General features: G+C 66.5%; 14 protein-coding genes. 10 read left to right on the top strand and 4 right to left on the bottom strand.

What is annotated here, in order from left to right; genetic code table 11:
• The first annotated feature begins 156 nt into the window (after positions 1-156).
• Positions 157-570, top strand: coding sequence for a hypothetical protein (locus tag ACT4OC_RS03030; protein WP_444837530.1), 414 nt, complete (start codon positions 157-159; stop codon positions 568-570).
• Positions 571-919: 349 nt separating this feature from the next.
• Here the strand turns inward: ACT4OC_RS03030 and ACT4OC_RS03025 are convergent, their stop codons facing one another.
• Together ACT4OC_RS03025 and waaF are read right to left on the bottom strand one after the other, a co-directional pair.
• On the bottom strand, positions 920-1,447 hold the full coding sequence (locus ACT4OC_RS03025; protein ID WP_444837529.1) for a D-glycero-alpha-D-manno-heptose-1,7-bisphosphate 7-phosphatase: 528 nt from the start codon (positions 1,445-1,447) through the stop codon (positions 920-922).
• Entirely contained in the window at positions 1,444-2,496 is a 1,053-nt protein-coding gene (gene waaF / locus ACT4OC_RS03020) for a lipopolysaccharide heptosyltransferase II (protein WP_444837528.1), read from the bottom strand. The genes ACT4OC_RS03025 and waaF overlap by 4 nt, the downstream gene beginning before the upstream one ends.
• A gap of 164 nt (positions 2,497-2,660) precedes the next feature.
• Between waaF and rfaD the strand changes: the two genes are divergently transcribed.
• From rfaD to ACT4OC_RS02995, 5 genes are read left to right on the top strand one after another with little or no spacing between them, the layout of a single operon-like run.
• Entirely contained in the window at positions 2,661-3,641 is a 981-nt protein-coding gene (rfaD, locus tag ACT4OC_RS03015) for an ADP-glyceromanno-heptose 6-epimerase (protein WP_444837527.1), read from the top strand.
• Between the two features lie 25 nt (positions 3,642-3,666).
• Complete coding sequence (gene rfaE1 / locus ACT4OC_RS03010) at positions 3,667-5,136, top strand: D-glycero-beta-D-manno-heptose-7-phosphate kinase (protein ID WP_444837526.1); 1,470 nt, start codon at positions 3,667-3,669, stop codon at positions 5,134-5,136.
• The gene (locus ACT4OC_RS03005) at positions 5,133-6,419 is read left to right on the top strand and encodes an O-antigen ligase family protein (protein ID WP_444837525.1); all 1,287 of its coding nucleotides are present in this window, start codon (positions 5,133-5,135) and stop codon (positions 6,417-6,419) included. Before rfaE1 ends, ACT4OC_RS03005 begins: the two co-directional genes overlap by 4 nt.
• Complete coding sequence (locus tag ACT4OC_RS03000) at positions 6,416-7,747, top strand: O-antigen ligase family protein (RefSeq protein ID WP_444837524.1); 1,332 nt, start codon at positions 6,416-6,418, stop codon at positions 7,745-7,747. The genes ACT4OC_RS03005 and ACT4OC_RS03000 overlap by 4 nt, the downstream gene beginning before the upstream one ends.
• Positions 7,744-9,693, top strand: a complete 1,950-nt coding sequence (locus ACT4OC_RS02995) for an SDR family NAD(P)-dependent oxidoreductase (RefSeq protein ID WP_444837523.1) — start codon at positions 7,744-7,746, stop codon at positions 9,691-9,693. Before ACT4OC_RS03000 ends, ACT4OC_RS02995 begins: the two co-directional genes overlap by 4 nt.
• A 20-nt stretch (positions 9,694-9,713) precedes the next feature.
• On the opposite strand, the gene ACT4OC_RS02990 is transcribed toward ACT4OC_RS02995, so the two are convergent.
• Both ACT4OC_RS02990 and ACT4OC_RS02985 read right to left on the bottom strand, forming a co-directional pair.
• Complete coding sequence (locus tag ACT4OC_RS02990) at positions 9,714-10,457, bottom strand: glycosyltransferase family 2 protein (RefSeq protein WP_444837522.1); 744 nt, start codon at positions 10,455-10,457, stop codon at positions 9,714-9,716.
• Positions 10,458-10,530: 73 nt separating this feature from the next.
• Positions 10,531-11,499, bottom strand: a complete 969-nt coding sequence (locus ACT4OC_RS02985) for a lysylphosphatidylglycerol synthase transmembrane domain-containing protein (RefSeq protein ID WP_444837521.1) — start codon at positions 11,497-11,499, stop codon at positions 10,531-10,533.
• A 186-nt stretch (positions 11,500-11,685) separates the two neighbouring features.
• Here ACT4OC_RS02985 and ACT4OC_RS02980 point away from each other — a divergent pair, with 186 nt between their 5' ends.
• The 4 genes from ACT4OC_RS02980 (at position 11,686) to ACT4OC_RS02965 (ending at position 15,955) form a co-directional block, all read left to right on the top strand.
• Positions 11,686-12,672, top strand: a complete 987-nt coding sequence (locus tag ACT4OC_RS02980; RefSeq protein ID WP_444837520.1) for an NAD-dependent epimerase/dehydratase family protein — start codon at positions 11,686-11,688, stop codon at positions 12,670-12,672.
• A 7-nt stretch (positions 12,673-12,679) separates the two neighbouring features.
• Positions 12,680-14,092, top strand: coding sequence for a mannose-1-phosphate guanylyltransferase/mannose-6-phosphate isomerase (locus ACT4OC_RS02975; RefSeq protein WP_444837519.1), 1,413 nt, complete (start codon positions 12,680-12,682; stop codon positions 14,090-14,092).
• A gap of 236 nt (positions 14,093-14,328) precedes the next feature.
• The gene (locus tag ACT4OC_RS02970) at positions 14,329-15,333 is read left to right on the top strand and encodes an NAD-dependent epimerase/dehydratase family protein (protein ID WP_444837518.1); all 1,005 of its coding nucleotides are present in this window, start codon (positions 14,329-14,331) and stop codon (positions 15,331-15,333) included.
• A 67-nt stretch (positions 15,334-15,400) separates the two neighbouring features.
• The gene (locus ACT4OC_RS02965; RefSeq protein ID WP_444837517.1) at positions 15,401-15,955 is read left to right on the top strand and encodes a sugar transferase; all 555 of its coding nucleotides are present in this window, start codon (positions 15,401-15,403) and stop codon (positions 15,953-15,955) included.
• The last annotated feature ends 181 nt before the right edge of the window (positions 15,956-16,136 follow it).

Below are 16,136 nucleotides of genomic sequence, written 5' to 3'. Positions count from 1 at the left end.
GCGGCTGATCTGAGCAACTCCGACCGATCGGCGCTGCTGCGCAAAAGCCGCGCGCGAGCGCTTTTTCACCGGTCGAAGGGTTGAGACTTTTGTCCTTGCTTGGACGCGTGCCCGCCATTCTAATGGAGGTACTGGTGGGGACAGGGAGGACAACGCATGAGGAGATCTATTCTTGTGGCCGTGAGCGGTGTTGCGCTGCTGCTGGCTGCGTGCGGCAGAGACCCGGGGCCGAAGGGCGATCCGGGGCCACAAGGGCCTGCCGGACCGCAAGGCGCTCAAGGCATCCAGGGCGCGGTGGGGCCGCAAGGCCAGCCGGGTCCCCAGGGACCGCAAGGCCAGCCCGGTCCCCAGGGACCGCAAGGGCCGCAAGGACCGCAGGGGCCTCAGGGCGCGCCCGGCCCCAAGGGAGACTCTGGGCAGGCGGGGATCCGCTCGGTGCAGGCGGACGGCAGCGTCAGCTGCGATGCGAACGAGACGCTGGTGTCGGTATTTTGTCCCGCGGGCGGCGCGCCCGACGGAGCCAAGTGCGGCACGACGCCGACCGTCGGCCTCTGTCTGAAGAAGCCCTGATGCGGCAGTCGCCGTCGAGTCCGCCGGGTGTTGCCCGGCGGGCCGACCGGTCCGGAATTATTGCGTAAACACTACAAGCGATTTGGCTTAGCAGAACAGACATGTTCGTTGGGGAGGCCCCAATGAATACGGTGCTATTTCTTGTGCCAAACGTAGAGCCGCAGCATGTCGGGCGGCTGCCAAATCTCTCCAATACTACCTGTTCGGGTACCAAGGCCGCAATACACGGGAGGAAGAATGTCGCGGAGATATTCCGTGTTTTAGCTTCATCGTGATCCCGGCTTCCCCTTCGTCCTCAAAGCACGAGCTTTTTAGAGCTGCTTGCTCAGCATAGGCGACTTTGATCGGTCTACCGCCGCCGGCTGGTCAGGGCCATCACCTCGGCGACGAACGCGTCGAGATCGCCGCCGGCGAACAGGAAGCCGGGCAGGCCAGCGGCGCTTGCCGCCTCGAGATCGCTGTCGCGATCGCCGATGACGAAGCTGCCCTCGCGGCGCACCGGCCAGTGCTGCATCAGGTCGTGGATCATGCCGGGCGCCGGTTTGCGCCAGTGATGCTGCTCGAGATAGCCCTCGACGGTGCCGTCCGGATGATGCGGGCAATAGCGGATGTCGTCGATGCGGGCGCCTTGGGCCGACAGTTCGGCGCACATCCAGTCATGCAGGGCGTTGACGTCGGTCTCGGTGAAGAAGCCGCGGGCGACGCCGGACTGGTTGGTGAAGAAGAAGACGAGGTAGCCGGCATCGTTGAGCCGCCTGATCGCCTTCGCCGCATTGGGCATCCAGCGGATGCGCTCCTTGCTGCCCATGTAGCCGTCATCGTGATTGACGACGCCGTCGCGGTCGAGAAAGGCGGCGGGTCGCAGCAGCCCGGTCATGCCGCGCCGTTCGCGTTTGCCAGCACGGCTTGCGCGATCCCGACCACGTCGGCGGCGGATATGTCGCGCATGCAGTGGTGATCGTTCTGCCTGCAGACGGTGCTCTGACAGGGCTGGCAGGAGAGCTGCGTCTTGGTCTGCACGGTCGCGGCAAGTCCGTTGAGGGGCGCCCACAGATAGGGGCTGGTCGGGCCGAAGATGCCCATGGTCGGCGTGCCGACGGCGGCGGCAATGTGCATCAGGCCGGAATCGTTGGCGATGGCAACGCTGGCCGATGCCATCGCCAAAATGCCGTTGCGCAAGTCGTTGCCGGTGAGGTCGCGAACTTTCGGGCCTCCGGCGGCGACGATTTCCTGCGCCAGCGCCTTTTCTCCGGGGCCGCCGATCACCCAGACGTCCAGGCCCCGCTCGGCGAAGAGCCGCGCGGCCTCGGCGTAGTAGGTCCAGCGCTTGGAGGCGCCGACCGAGCCGGGCGCGAGCGCAACGGCCCGACCGCCGGGGAGCCCGTTGGCCTGTCGCCAGCGGTCGGCTTGCTCCGCGGGCACCATGAGCTGCGGCACCGGCCATTCCGGCGGCAACGGGGCGCCGTCGGGCAACGCAAGGGCGGCACACTTGTCGATGAAGCGGGGCAGGGCCTTTTCGCCCCAGCGCCACTGGTTGATCAGCCCGAACCGGACTTCCCCGACAAAGCCGACCCGTTCGGGGATGCCGGCCAGCGCCGGGGCAATGGCGGACTTCCAGGTGCGGGGCATCACGAGCACGGTGGTGTAAGCCTGCCGCCGGAGCTCCCCGGCGAGCTCCCGCTGCCTGGCGATTGCCAGCCGGCCGCGGGGCAGGTCCGCCAATATGCCCCTCCGGACGCCCGGCATGTAGTCCACCAGCGGGGCGCACAGCGAGGTTGTGAGCAGGTCCACCGGCCGGTTCGGCCAGCGCTCCTTCAACACCCGCACCACCGTTTGCCCGCGCACGAAATCGCCGATCCACATGTACGGAACGATCAGAATCGGCCTGACATCGGCCGGATCGGGTTGGATTGAATTATCGTTCATAATTTGGTGTGCGCCGGGCTCCGGCCCCGTCGGTAGCGGCTCCGGCGGGAGAGGTAAAGCGTTGGAAAAGCCTGTTCCGCCCTTCACCACATGGAACGACCCAGGTTGCCCCCCACGCGGGACTGGGGCAAAGGTGCCTGTGAATCATCAGGGCAGGGACAGGCATGTTGCTGGTGACCGGGGGCGCCGGTTTTATCGGATCGAATGTCGTGGCCGCGTTGAACGACGCGGGCCGCAGCGACGTCGTGGTTTGCGACCTGCTCGGCCATGACGGCAAGTGGCGCAACCTCGCCAAGCGGCAGCTCGCCGACATCGTGCCGCCGGCGCAGCTGGCGGATTGGCTGAAGGGCCGCAAGCTCGACGCCGTGATCCATCTCGGTGCGATCTCCGAGACCACGGCGACCGACGGCGATCTCGTGATCGAGACCAATTTCCGCTTCTCGATGCGGTTGCTCGACTGGTGCACGGGGAGTGCCGTGCCGTTCATCTATGCCTCGTCGGCCGCGACCTATGGCGACGGCGCGCAGGGGTTTGCCGACGATGCCTCGCCCACTGCGCTGAAGCAATTGCGGCCGATGAACCTCTACGGCTGGAGCAAGCACCTGTTCGACATGGCGGTGATCGACCGCGCCGCGCGCGGCGGGAAGCTGCCGCCGCAATGGGCGGGCCTGAAGTTCTTCAACGTGTTCGGGCCGAACGAGTACCACAAGGGCACGATGATGAGCGTGCTGGCGCGGCGTTTTGCCGACGTCAGGGCGGGTCGACCGGTGCAGCTGTTCAAGTCGCATCGCGAGGGGATCGCCGACGGCGACCAGCGCCGTGACTTCATCTATGTCGACGACGTCGTGCGCGTGATGATGTGGCTGCTGGCGACGCCGACGGTCTCCGGGCTGTTCAATGTCGGGACCGGTACGGCGCGCAGCTTCAAGGACATGATGCTCGCGGCCTACGCGGCGCTCGGAGCCTCGCCGAACATCCAGTACGTCGATATGCCCGAGCAGATCCGCGGCAGCTACCAGTATTTCACGGAAGGCAAGGTCGATCGCCTGCGCGGTGCAGGGTACAATGGCGGCTTCACGGCGCTCGAAGACGCGGTCGATCTATACGTCAAGGGGTTCCTCGATCGCGCCGACCGCTTCCGCTGAGCGGCGCAGGACGTAAAGTGTAGCGATGTTCGATTTCGACACTCTCGCGCAAGCGTTCGGCCGGCAGACGGTGCTCTGCGTCGGCGACCTCATGGTCGACGAGTTCGTCTATGGCGAGGTGTCGCGGATTTCGCCGGAGGCGCCCGCGCCCGTCATCGCCGCACAGCGCAGCGAGACCAATATCGGCGGCGCCGGCAATGTCGCGCGCAACATCGCTTCGCTCGGCGGACGCTGCATCTTCACCGGCCTGATCGGCGAGGACGAGGTGGGCGTGAAGCTCGCGGTGACGCTGGCGCAGGAGCCGGGCATCGAGAGCGTGCTGGTGCACGACAACGCTCGCCCGACCACGCGAAAAGTGCGCTTCGTCTCCGAGCATTTCTCCACCCACATGCTGCGCGCCGACTGGGAGCTGGCGCAGCCGGCCGCGGGCGAGATCGAGCAGAAGCTGATCGATGCGGTGCTGCCCAACATCGCGCGCGCCGACATCGTGCTGCTGTCGGACTATGCCAAGGGCGTGCTGACCGCGCGCGTGATCCGCAACGTGATCGAAGCGGCAAAGAGGCTCGGAAAGCGGGTGATCGTCGATCCCAAGAGTCCCAATCTTGCGATCTACCGGGGCGCGACCCTGCTGACGCCCAACCGCAAGGAATTTGCGGAGGCGACCCGCAGCCGCGCCGACAGCGACGCCGGTATTGCGGAGGCCGCCGGCGACGCCATCCATCTCGCCGATTGCGAGGCCATGCTGGTGACGCGGAGCGAGCACGGCATGACGCTGGTGACGCGCGAGGGCGAGTGCATCCACGTGCCGGCACTGCCGGTGAAAGTGCGCGACGTCTCCGGCGCGGGAGATACGGTTGCGGCGGCGCTGACGCTGGCGCTGGCGGCCGGCGCCGGTTGGGAAGCCGCGCTGCGGGTGGCGAATGCGGCGGCCGCGGTTGCCGTCGGCAAGAAGGGCACCGCGACGGTGACCCAGGCGGAGCTGCGGCGAAAGATCCTGCCGCACGCCTCGCTTGCGGCCGAAGAGAAGATCGCGCCGTCCGACGTGCTGGATGCGCAGCTCGCCGGATGGCGCAAGCAGGGGCTGCGGGTCGGCTTCACCAATGGCTGCTTCGACATCCTGCATCCCGGCCACGTCAAGGTGCTCACCGCGGCGCGCCGGGCCTGCGACCGCCTGGTGGTCGGCCTCAACAGCGACGCCTCGGTGCGGCGGCTCAAGGGCGATGACCGCCCCGTGCAGGACGAGCGGGCGCGCGCCGAAGTGCTGGCGGCGCTGGAGGCCGTCGACCTCGTCGTCGTCTTCGACGAGGACACGCCGGTCAGGCTGATCGAGCAGATCAGGCCGAGCGTGCTGGTCAAGGGCGGCGACTACACCCGCGAGCAGGTGGTCGGCCACGACCTCGTCGAGGCGCATGGCGGCGAGGTGCTGCTGGTCGACGTCCTCGAAGGCCACAGCACGACCTCGCTGGTGAAGCGCGCCCGCGAGGGACGGGCATGAGCGGCAGCGTTGCGGCAGCTCCCGCCTCGCCGCTGGCGGAATGGTGGCGGTGGCTGCGCCGGCCGGCCTTCTGGATGCCGGTGGCCGACACGTTCGCGGTGCTGACGGCGGCCTCGCTGCCGTGGTCGACGTCGCTGGTCGGGATCTTCACGGCATGCTGGCTCGGCGCGGCGGCGCTGACCATCGATTATCCGGTCTATCTCCGCTCGCTGAAGCGGCCGGCTTTCGCGCTGCCGCTGGCGCTGTTTGCGCTCGCCGCGGCCGGCACGCTGTGGTCGGAGGCCTCGTGGAACGCGCGGCTCTATGCCGTCGGCCCCGCGATCAAGCTCCTGTTCGTGCCGGCGCTGTTTCACTATTTCGAACGCTCCAGCCGCGGCATGTGGGTGTTCGTTGCGTTCCTGGTATCCTCCACGATGCTGATGGCGGTGTCCTGGCTGGTGCTGATCGAGCCGGGCCTTTCGCTCCAGAAGGTCAATCCGCAGCGCGGCATCTTCGTCAAGAACTACATCGATCAGGGGCAGGAGTTCGCGCTGTGCGCGGTGGCGCTGGCCTATCCGATCTACACCCTGCTGCGCGAGCGCAGGGTCTGGCCGGCGCTGCTCTTGCTCGGCATCGTGCTGGGCCTGCTCGCCAACATGACCTTCGTCATCGTCTCGCGCACGGCCATCGTGACGATGCCGATCATGCTGGCGGTGTTCGCGGCCCTTCACCTGAGGTGGCGAACCAGCGTGACGATCTTTGCCGCGGCTGCCTTGCTTGGCGGCGCGTCCTGGTTCGCATCGCCCCAGTTGCGCACGACGGTCGACAGCGCCTTTCGCGACTACCGACTCTACAAGGAAGAGAACGTTCCGACGTCGGTCGGCCTTCGCCTGGAATTCTGGCAGAAATCGTTGCGCTTCATCCGGGAAGCGCCGCTGGCCGGTCACGGAACCGGCTCGACGCGAACGCTGTTCGAACGGGTCGCCGTCGGCGACCCGACGGTACAGGCTTCGGCCAACGTGATCGGCAACCCGCACAACCAGACCCTCTATGTCGCCGTGCAGTGGGGCGCGATCGGCGCCGTCGTGCTGTGGGGGATGTGGCTCTCGCATCTGCTGCTGTTTCGCGGCGAGGGCCTGGTCGCCTGGATCGGACTGCTCGTCGTCGTCCAGAACGTCTTCACCTCGCTGTTCAACTCGCACATCTTCGATTTCCACCCGGGATGGATGTATGTGCTCGGCGTCGGCGTAGCCGGCGGCATGATGATGAAGCAGCGCGGCAACGCGACAGGCGGACCGCGATGAATATGGCAATTCCACCGCGCACCGCATCTTCGACGCGTTCCGTGCTCGCCACGATCTGGTCGGCCCGTCACGATCCGGCGTCGCGGATCCTGAACGTCGATCTGCTGGCCGTGCTGATGGCGGCGCTTCTGCCGTGGTCGACATCGGGGGTGGCGATCCTCAGCGTGCTGTGGCTGGCGGCGCTGCTCTGGACGCTCGAGATACGCGCCTTCGCGAACGCGCTGAAGCGGCCGGTCTTCTGGCTGCCGGTCGCGCTGTTCGCGCTGGCGGTAGCGGGAATCCTATGGTCCGATGCGCCGTGGTCCGTGCGGTTCCACGCAGCCGGTCAGGCCGTCAAACTGCTGTTCCTGCCCCTGATCATGTACCACTTCGAGCGGACGCCGCGGGGCAAATGGGTGTTCGTCGCCTTCCTCGCCTCATGCACGCTGATGCTGGCGATGTCGTGGATGGCGGCCGTCCTGCCCGCTTTCACGCTGAAGCCCGTGCGCGTCTGCGGTGTTTTCGTCAAGAACTATATCGACCAGAGCCAGGAATTCGCATTCTGCGTGCTGGCGTTAGCCTTTCCCGTGATGACGCTGTGGCAGGAAGGCAAGCGCCGGTCCGCGGCCTGGCTGATGGCGCTCGCGCTCGCATTCGTCGCCAACATGGTATTCGTGATCGCATCCCGCACCGCGCTGGCGACCATGCCGCTGCTGCTCGCGGTGTTTGCAATCCGCTATCTGCCGTGGCGCGGCATCCTCGTTCTCGGCATCGTCGGCGTCATTGCCGGCGCGGCATGGGCGATGGCGCCGCGGATGTGCCGTACCGTCGAGACGATCTCTCGCGACATCGCGCTCTATCAGCAGCAGAACGAGCCGACCTCCGCCGGCCTTCGCATGGAATACTGGAGCAAGTCGTTGCGCTTCATCCAGGAGGCGCCGCTGGTCGGGCACGGCACCGGCTCGATCCGCGGCTTGTTCGAAAAGGCGAGGGTCGGCCGGGCGGGAGGGGCCTCCGAACAGGTCGTCTCGAATCCGCACAATCAGACGCTGGCCGTCGCCATCCAGTGGGGCGCGATCGGCGTCATCCTGCTATACGCGATGTGGCTGTCGCATCTGCTGCTGTTCCGCGGCGGCGGTTTCGTGGCCTGGGTCGGACTGCTGGTGGTCGCGCAGAACGTCCTTTCCTCGCTGTTCAACTCGCATCTGTTCGATTTCCACGCAGGGTGGATGTATGTCCTGGGGGTTGGCGTTGCCGGCGGAACGGTGCTGGGCAGTGCTGGCACAGGCGGGCGAGATGGGGTATCAGCGGCCTCACTGCGGGAAAGCCGAGATTCCACCCGGTCATGACGAGCCTGAAGAACCTGACCCAGCGCAACGCGCTGATCGCCTTGCATGATGCGCTGGCGACGGCGGCGGCGCTGTTTGCCAGCTTCTTCCTGCGCTTCGACGGCGAGCTGTTCTGGAGCCGGGTGCCGCTGCTGCTGCAGATCCTGCCGTATTTCATCGCCTTCAGCGTAGTGGTCGCCTATGTCTTCAAGCTGACGACCACGAAGTGGCGGTTCATCTCGCTTCCCGACGCGCTCAACATCGTGCGCGTCGCCACCGTGCTGACGCTGGCGCTGGTCGTGCTGGACTACATTATCGTCGCTCCCGCCGCCGGCGGTACGTTCTTCCTCGGCCGCATCACCATTGTCCTGTACTGGTTCCTGGAAATCCTGTTCCTGGCCGCGCCGCGCTTTGCCTATCGCTATTTCCGCTACACGCGGGTGCGCCGCCATGCCAGGAGCGAGGGCGCCTCGCCGGCGCTGGTGATCGGCCGCGCCGCCGATGCCGAGGTGCTGCTGCGCGGCATCGAGAGCGGCGCCGTCAAGCAGCTCTGGCCGGTCGGCGTGCTGTCGCCGTCGCCCTCGGACCTCGGCCACACCATCCGCGACGTTCCCGTGCTCGGCGGCATCGACGACGTCGAGGACGTCATCCGCGACTACGAGCAGCGCGGCAAGCCGATCGCGCGCCTGGTGATGACGCCGTCGGCGTTCGAGCCGGAGGCGCGGCCCGAGGCGGTGCTGATGCGCGCCAAGCGGCTGGGGCTGATCGTCAGCCGCCTGCCGTCGCTGGAGAGCGGCGATGCGCCGCGCCTGACTGCGGTCGCGGTGGAGGACCTGCTGCTGCGGCCGAGCCACAATATCGACTATGCCAGGCTCGAGGCGCTGGTGAAGGGCAAGTCCGTCATCGTCACCGGCGGCGGCGGCTCGATCGGGTCGGAGATCTGCGACCGCGTCGCGACCTTCGGCGCCGCGCGCCTCCTGGTCATCGAGAATTCGGAGCCGGCGCTGTATGCCGTCACCGAGGCGCTCGGCGCGCGCGAAGGCATCGCCGCCGTCGAGGGCCGCATCGCCGACATCCGCGACCGCGAACGCGTCATGCGGCTGATGAGCGAGTTCAAGCCGGACATCGTGTTCCATGCCGCGGCGCTCAAGCACGTGCCGATCCTCGAGCGCGACTGGAGCGAGGGCGTCAAGACCAACATCTTCGGTTCCGTCAACGTTGCGGATGCGGCGCTCGCCGCCGGCGCCGAGGCGATGGTGATGATCTCGACCGACAAGGCGATCGAGCCGGTCTCGATGCTGGGGCTCACCAAGCGCTTTGCCGAGATGTACTGCCAGGCGCTCGATCACGAACTTGCCGCGCAGGTCGCTGGGCGGCCGCGCATGCGCCTGATCTCGGTGCGCTTCGGCAACGTGCTGGCGTCCAACGGCTCGGTCGTGCCGAAGTTCAAGGCGCAGATCGAGGCGGGCGGGCCGGTCACGGTGACCCATCCCGACATGGTCCGCTACTTCATGACCATCCGCGAGGCCTGCGATCTCGTGATCACCGCGGCGGCGCATGCGCTGGCGCCGGTGCGGCCGGACGTCTCGGTGTACGTGCTCAACATGGGCCAGCCGGTGAAGATCGTCGACCTCGCCGAGCGCATGATCCGCCTCTCCGGGCTCGAGCCCGGCCTCGACATCGAGATCGTCTTCAGCGGCATGCGGCCGGGCGAGCGGCTGAACGAGATACTGTTCGCCAACGAAGAGCCGACGGTGGAGATCGGCCTTGCCGGCATCATGGCGGCCAAGCCGAACGAGCCGCCGATGCCGACGTTGCGCAAATGGCTCGCGGCGCTGGAGCAGGCGATCGCCGGGGACGACCGCGCCACCATCAAGGCGGTGCTGAAGGACGCCATTCCGGAGTTCGGCGCGCCGCAGGCGCCGGCGCAGGAACCTGCCGCCGTCATCCGCCTGTCAAAGGCTTGATCGACTGAAGCGCGACAGGCTCATGCCCTGATCTGAAAGATCCGCCGCGCAAAGCGCAGGAAGAATGCCGCATCGATCGGCGGCGCGCCCAGGTGCTGGCGGCGCGAGCGCAGGCAATCGAGGTTGCCGCGGATGGTTACGCCGAGGCCGCGGGTCGAGATGCCGCCGATCTGGAAGTCGACGAAGACGCGCGGCAGATAGCGCGCGCGGAAATCGTGCAGCGCAAGCGCGCGCAGCATGTAGTCGTAGTCGGCCGTGGTAACGTAGCTGAGGTCGTAGTCGCCGACGGTCTCGGCGACCTTCCTTCGCATGTAGAAGGCCGGATGCGGCGGCACCCAGCCGAGCTGGAACGAGTAGCGGCGAAACGTGCCGCCATGCCAAACCCGCTTCAGCCGCTTGGTGCGATGATCGGTCACCATGTTGAGGTCGCCATAGACGACGTCGGCGTCCGCCAGCCCGGCGGCGACGTCGGCAAGCACGGCGGCGTCGTGGAAGGTGTCGTCGGAGTTGAGGAATCCCACCGCGTCGCCGCTGAAGCGGCGAAAGCCCTTGTTCATGGCGTCGTAGACGCCGTTGTCCGGCTCCGAGAAAGCGCGGATCTGCGGGCTGGCGAAGGATTCGACGATTTTGAGCGTGCCGTCGCGGGAAGCCCCGTCGACGATCAGCATCTCCTTGTCAGGATGCGTCTGCTTCAGGAAGGACTCGATGGTGAAGCCGATCGTCGCTTCCGAATTGAAGCTTGCTGTGACGACACTGATCTTCATGGATTTCCCGGCACGTCCATCATCTCATGTCCAGGCGACTGTTGTGTCGGCTTCGCTTCCGCTCCGGTTCGAATCATTGCGCCTGTTCGGGCAGGGCGATCGGGGCCGAGCCCTTGGCGGCCTTTTCCGCGCTGAGAATCCAGACCAGCCCCCCGAACGCGCCGACGACGAAGTAGACCGCGCCGAACAGCAGCGACACGTTCACGCCCTCATTGGCCAGCAGTCCCGCATAGCCGAACGCCAGGCCCATGGTGGCCTCGCGGACGCCCCAGCCGGCGATCGAGATCGGCACCATCGTGATCAGCATGACCGGCGGGACGAGCTGGAAGATCTGCCCGAACAGCACGGGGGCGGCGATCGAGCGCACCACGCACCAGGCGATCACCACCGTGAGCACGTGAACCAGCAGGGAGAGCGAGGCGATTTTAGGGCCGCGCTGGCGGCTGAAGAGCACGCGGTTGGCGATGACGGAGCAGGCATGCAGGTGGTGGGTGGCCCACCAGCGCTTCAGCCACGGCCATTGCAGCCGGCCGAGAACCAGAAAGCCGATTCCGCCGGCCAGCGCCGCGAAATCGACCAACAACAGCGCCGAGCGGCCGGCGGGATCAGATATCAGCCGGTAGCTCCAGGGCAGGCTCGCCACGATCACGATCGACAGCGCAATCAATCCGATGGCGCGGTCGACGAAGATGGAGTAGGTCGCAGCGCGCCAGCCGGCGCCGGCCCGCGCGACCAGCCATAGCCGCACCGCGTCGCCGCCGATCGAGGAGGGCAGCGTCTGGTTGAAGAAGGCGCCGATCAGGTTGAAGCGCATGGCCTGCGTCAGGGCGAGCGGCGCGCCACATTCGGCGCTGATCTCGCGCCAGCGCAGGACGCCGATGAATATCTGCAGCAGGGTCGCCGCGATCGCCAGCGCGATCCAGCCCAGGCTCGCCACGTTGAAGCGCGAGCCGAGCTCATGGAAATCGACCTTGCGCAGCGCCAGGTACAAAAGCGCGGCGGAAACGAGTATTTTCAGCGTGGAAAGCACAATCCGGCGCATCGGATAAGGACTGGATTCGGTTTGAGGAGGCCAAGAGCGCGGATCGCGGCAATCTGCGCCGAATTTGCCCGCCTTGGTATGGTTTCGTAACCGTTCTGGCAATAGCCGGCCGACGGGTATTGCGAGGTGCTCCGGGCGGCGGTTAAAGAGGCCCGCGGCCGGGCCAGGGGCGCCATCGGGGATTTGATGTCGGATCGGACGATATTGGTGACGGGTGCGGCGGGCTTCATCGGCTTCCATGTCGCCCGCGCCCTGCTGGGCGAAGGCCGGCGCGTCGTCGGCCTCGACAATCTCAACGCCTATTACGATCCGTCGCTGAAGGAGGCGCGCCTCGGCATCCTGCGCGCGCACGAAGGCTTCGAATTCCTACGCACCGATCTCGCCGACCGTGCGGCGATCTCGGAGGCTTTTTCAAGGCATGGCTTCGCAGCCGTGATCCATCTGGCGGCGCAGGCCGGCGTGCGCCATTCCATCGACTATCCGCATGCCTATTCCGACGCCAATCTCGAAGGTTTCATCAATATCCTCGAAGGCTGCCGGCGCAACGATTGCGGCCATCTGCTCTATGCTTCTTCATCGTCGGTCTACGGCGCCAACACGAAGCTGCCGTTCGCGGTTGGCGATCGCACCGATCATCCGGTCAGCCTTTACGCCGCGACCAAGAAGGCGAACGAGCTGATGGCCTATTCCTACAGCCATCTCTACCGCCTGCCGGTGACGGGCCTGCGTTTCTTCACCATCTACGGGCCGTGGGGCCGGCCCGACATGGCGTACTTCCTGTTTGCCAATGCGATCGTCGAGGGCAAGCCCATCAAGCTCTTCAACCACGGCAACATGCGCCGCGACTTCACCTATATCGACGACGTCACCCGGGTCGTGTCGCGCCTCGTCGACCAGGCGCCGCAGGAAGGCGCCGATGGCAGCCCGCCGGCGCGGATTTACAATGTCGGCAACAATCATCCGGAAGAGCTGTCCCGCCTGGTAGCCCTGCTGGAGAAGGAGTTGGGCCGCACCGCCGTAAGAGATATGTTGCCGATGCAGCCGGGCGACGTGACGGAAACCTACGCCGACGTCGGCGACCTGATGCGCGATGCCGGGTTCAGGCCGCAGACTCCGATCGAAGAGGGCATTCGCCGCTTCGTGAGCTGGTACCGCGAATACTACGGAATTTGAGGCGCCAATGGACGGACGAATTGTTCCACTGATCATGTGCGGCGGCGCCGGGACGCGGCTGTGGCCGGCGTCGCGCGAGGTCCATCCGAAGCAGTTCCTGCGCCTGTTCGGCAAGCACTCGACGTTCCAGGACACGCTGCTGCGGGTGTCCGACCGCACGCTGTTCGAGCGGCCGATCGTCATCACCAACGCGGCCTATCGCTTCATGGTGCTGGAGCAGCTCGCCGAGATCGCCCTGGAAGCCGACGTGCTGCTCGAGCCGGTGCGGCGGGATAGCGGTCCTGCGATCGCCGCGGGCGCCGCCTTCGCGCAGAGCCGCGACGAGGGTGCGATCATGCTGGCGCTCGCCGCGGACCACGTGGTTCGCGACGCCGCGGCCTTTGTCGCCGCCTGCCGCCAGGGGCTGGCTGCCGCAGCTGATGGCCGCATCGTGACCTTCGGCGTCCAGCCCGAGCGCGCCGCCACGGAGTACGGCTACATCAGCCCGGGCGCCGCCATTTCGGGCGACGTGCGCGCGGTCGCGAAGTTCGTCGAGAAGCCGGATCCCGCCACCGCCGCGGCCCATATCGAGGCCGGCTATCTCTGGAACAGCGGCAACTTCATGTTCCGCGCGGGCGTGCTGCTCGACGAGTATCGCAAGGTCGACGCGCAAAGCGTTGACGCGATTGCCGACTCCGTCGGCAAGGCCGGACGCGATCTCGGCTTCGTCACGCTCGATCCGGAAGCGTTCGGATCGGCCAAGGCGATCTCGATCGACTATGCGGTGATGGAAAAGACCTCGCTCGCCGCCGTCGTGCCGGTGGCCTGCGGCTGGTCCGACGTCGGTTCGTGGCACGCGGTGTGGGAGCTGTCGGCCAAGGACGCGCAGGGCAACGCCGCGCAGGGAGCGGCGGTCTTCGAGGACTCGCGCAACTGCAACGTCTCCACCGATCGGGCTCTGGTTGCGCTCGAGGGCGTCGACGATCTCGTGGTGGTCGCGACGCAGGATGCCGTGCTGGTGTCGCGCCAGAAGGACGCCAATGGATTGAAGCGGCTCGTCGCGCGACTGAAGGCCGTGGCACCCGAGGTGACCGAGAGTCACATCAGGGTGCATCGGCCCTGGGGCTCCTATCAGTCGGTCGACAATGGCGACCGGCACCAGGTCAAGCGGATCGTCGTCAAGCCGGGCGGGCGGCTGTCGCTGCAGAAGCATCATCATCGCGCCGAGCACTGGATCGTGGTGCGCGGAACCGCACAGGTGACGGTGAACGAACTGGTCAAGACCGTGCACGAGAACGAGTCGATCTACATACCGATCGGCGCAGTCCACCGGCTGGAAAACCCCGGCAAGATCCAGCTCGAGCTGATCGAGGTCCAGACCGGCAGCTATTTCGGCGAGGACGACATCATCCGCATCGAGGACGACTACCGGCGCGGGTGATGAGGGGGCCTCCATCGGAGCGACCGCCGTTCGGCTCCGTAACGGATTTATGACGGCCCCTTGGAACCAACGGATGGCTTGTCGGGCAGGTCGGCATGTAGTTGGATGCTATCCGGGGTTGCACAAGTGATTCGTTCAGGATAATCCGGAAAACGGACACCGGTTGCGCCGGGTGACGTGCGGCCGTTTATTGGCGGTTGTTCCGACGCGGAGCGGCTGGCTGGGTTCGGGCGGACGTGGCGCGGGCGCCGGCGTGGGACGGGCTGATCAAGGCAGCGGAAAAGATGATACTAGTCACCGGCGCCGGCGGGTTCGTTGGGACATCGTTGGTCTGCGAACTGGCAAGGCGGCGAATTCCCCACCGCGGGGTGACGCGCCGCGGCAAGAATCCCTTCGTCATTCCCAACATCGATGGGCAGACGGACTGGACGGCGGCGCTCGAAGGCGTCGATGTCATCGTTCACCTGGCGTCGCGCGCCCACTCCGACGGGACGGCGCCGCTCGACGAAGTGCAGGCCCAGCGCAATGACGTCGATGCGGCGCTCAATCTGGCGCGGCAGGCCGCCCGCTCCGGCGTAAAACGGTTCGTGTTCATCTCCTCCATCAAGGTCAACGGCGAGGCGACCACGGCGGGTCAACCATTCACCGCGGCTGATCGGCCCGATCCGCAAAACTCCTACGCGCAGGCCAAGCTCGATTCCGAACTCGGCCTGTTTGCGCTTTCGCGGGACACCGGTCTGGAAGTGACCGTGATCCGTCCGCCGCTCGTCTACGGCCCGGGCGTCAAGGCGAATTTCGGTACCATGATGCAATGGATCGATCGTGGCATTCCGATGCCGCTCGGTGCTGTCAACAACAAGCGGTCGTTCGTCTATGTCGGCAATCTGGTCGATCTGATCATCGTGGCGGCAGAGCATTCCGGGGCCGCCGGCGAGGTGTTCACGGTCAGCGACGGCGAGGACATGTCGACGACCGAACTGTACCGCCGCCTTGCGCGGGCGCTGGGACGGCAGTGCTGGGTCATGCCGGTCCCGACGTCGCTGTTGAAACTCGGCGCGACGATGCTCGGCAGGCGCGACGTTGCCAATCGACTGATCGACTCCTTGCAGGTCGATTGCAGCAAGACCCGCGAGATTCTCGGCTGGGTGCCGCGGATCGACGTGGACGACGGACTGCAGCGGACCGCCCGATCTTTTCAGCAGGCCGAGCTCGCCCTTGACCCGATAGCGAGATCGGCCTAGGCGGCTCGGGCAAGGTTTCCGGGCGCGCGCGATTCTTGGATGGCCGCTCGAGCCAGCGGTCAGGTTGATGAAGAGAGCGTTCGACTTCGTGGTTGCAGCGTTGGGGCTGGTCTTGCTCATGCCCGTGATGCTGATCATCGGCTATCTCGTGTCGAGATCGTCGCCGGGGGGCGCGCTGTTCGTGCAGGCGCGCGTCGGCAGGTCCGAGAAGCCGTTCGCCTGCTACAAGTTCCGCACCATGGCGCATGGCGCGCCGGTTGCGGGGTCGCATGAAGTGGCCGCGAGCTGGGTCACGCCGGTCGGCAAGCGGCTGCGCTCGCTCAAGCTCGACGAGCTGCCGCAACTATTCAACGTGCTGCGCGGCGACATGAGCCTCGTCGGCCCGCGGCCCTGCCTGCCCAACCAGGCAGAGGTCATCGCGGCGCGCCGCGCCCGCAACGTGTTTGCCATCCGCCCCGGCATTACCGGCATTGCGCAGCTCGCCTCCATCGACATGTCGATGCCGGAGAAGCTGGCGGAAGCCGACAGCCGCTACATGCAAGGCCGCAGCTTCCTCGGCGACCTCGGGATCATCGCCGCAACCGTGCTCGGTGGCGGGGCGGGGGACGCTCTCAAGGGCTGAATGCAAGGTGCGGGGCTGGCCGCGCCGGGTGTATGATCCACTGCCGGGCGTCCAGGGCTTGGTAATGGAGTGCAGCAAATTGTGTCTTCCAGAGCCGGGACCGGCCTGCTAAGCGGCTGATGGGGACAGCGGCGAAGCTTCGCCGCATTTTGGGATTCGCGAGCGTTTTGAACGGCTTGCG

This window comes from Bradyrhizobium sp. (assembly GCF_052389815.1).
Taxonomy (GTDB): Bacteria; Pseudomonadota; Alphaproteobacteria; order Rhizobiales; family Xanthobacteraceae; genus Bradyrhizobium.
The sequence above is the reverse complement of the archived record's forward strand: the minus strand, read 5'-3'. Positions and strand labels throughout refer to the sequence as shown.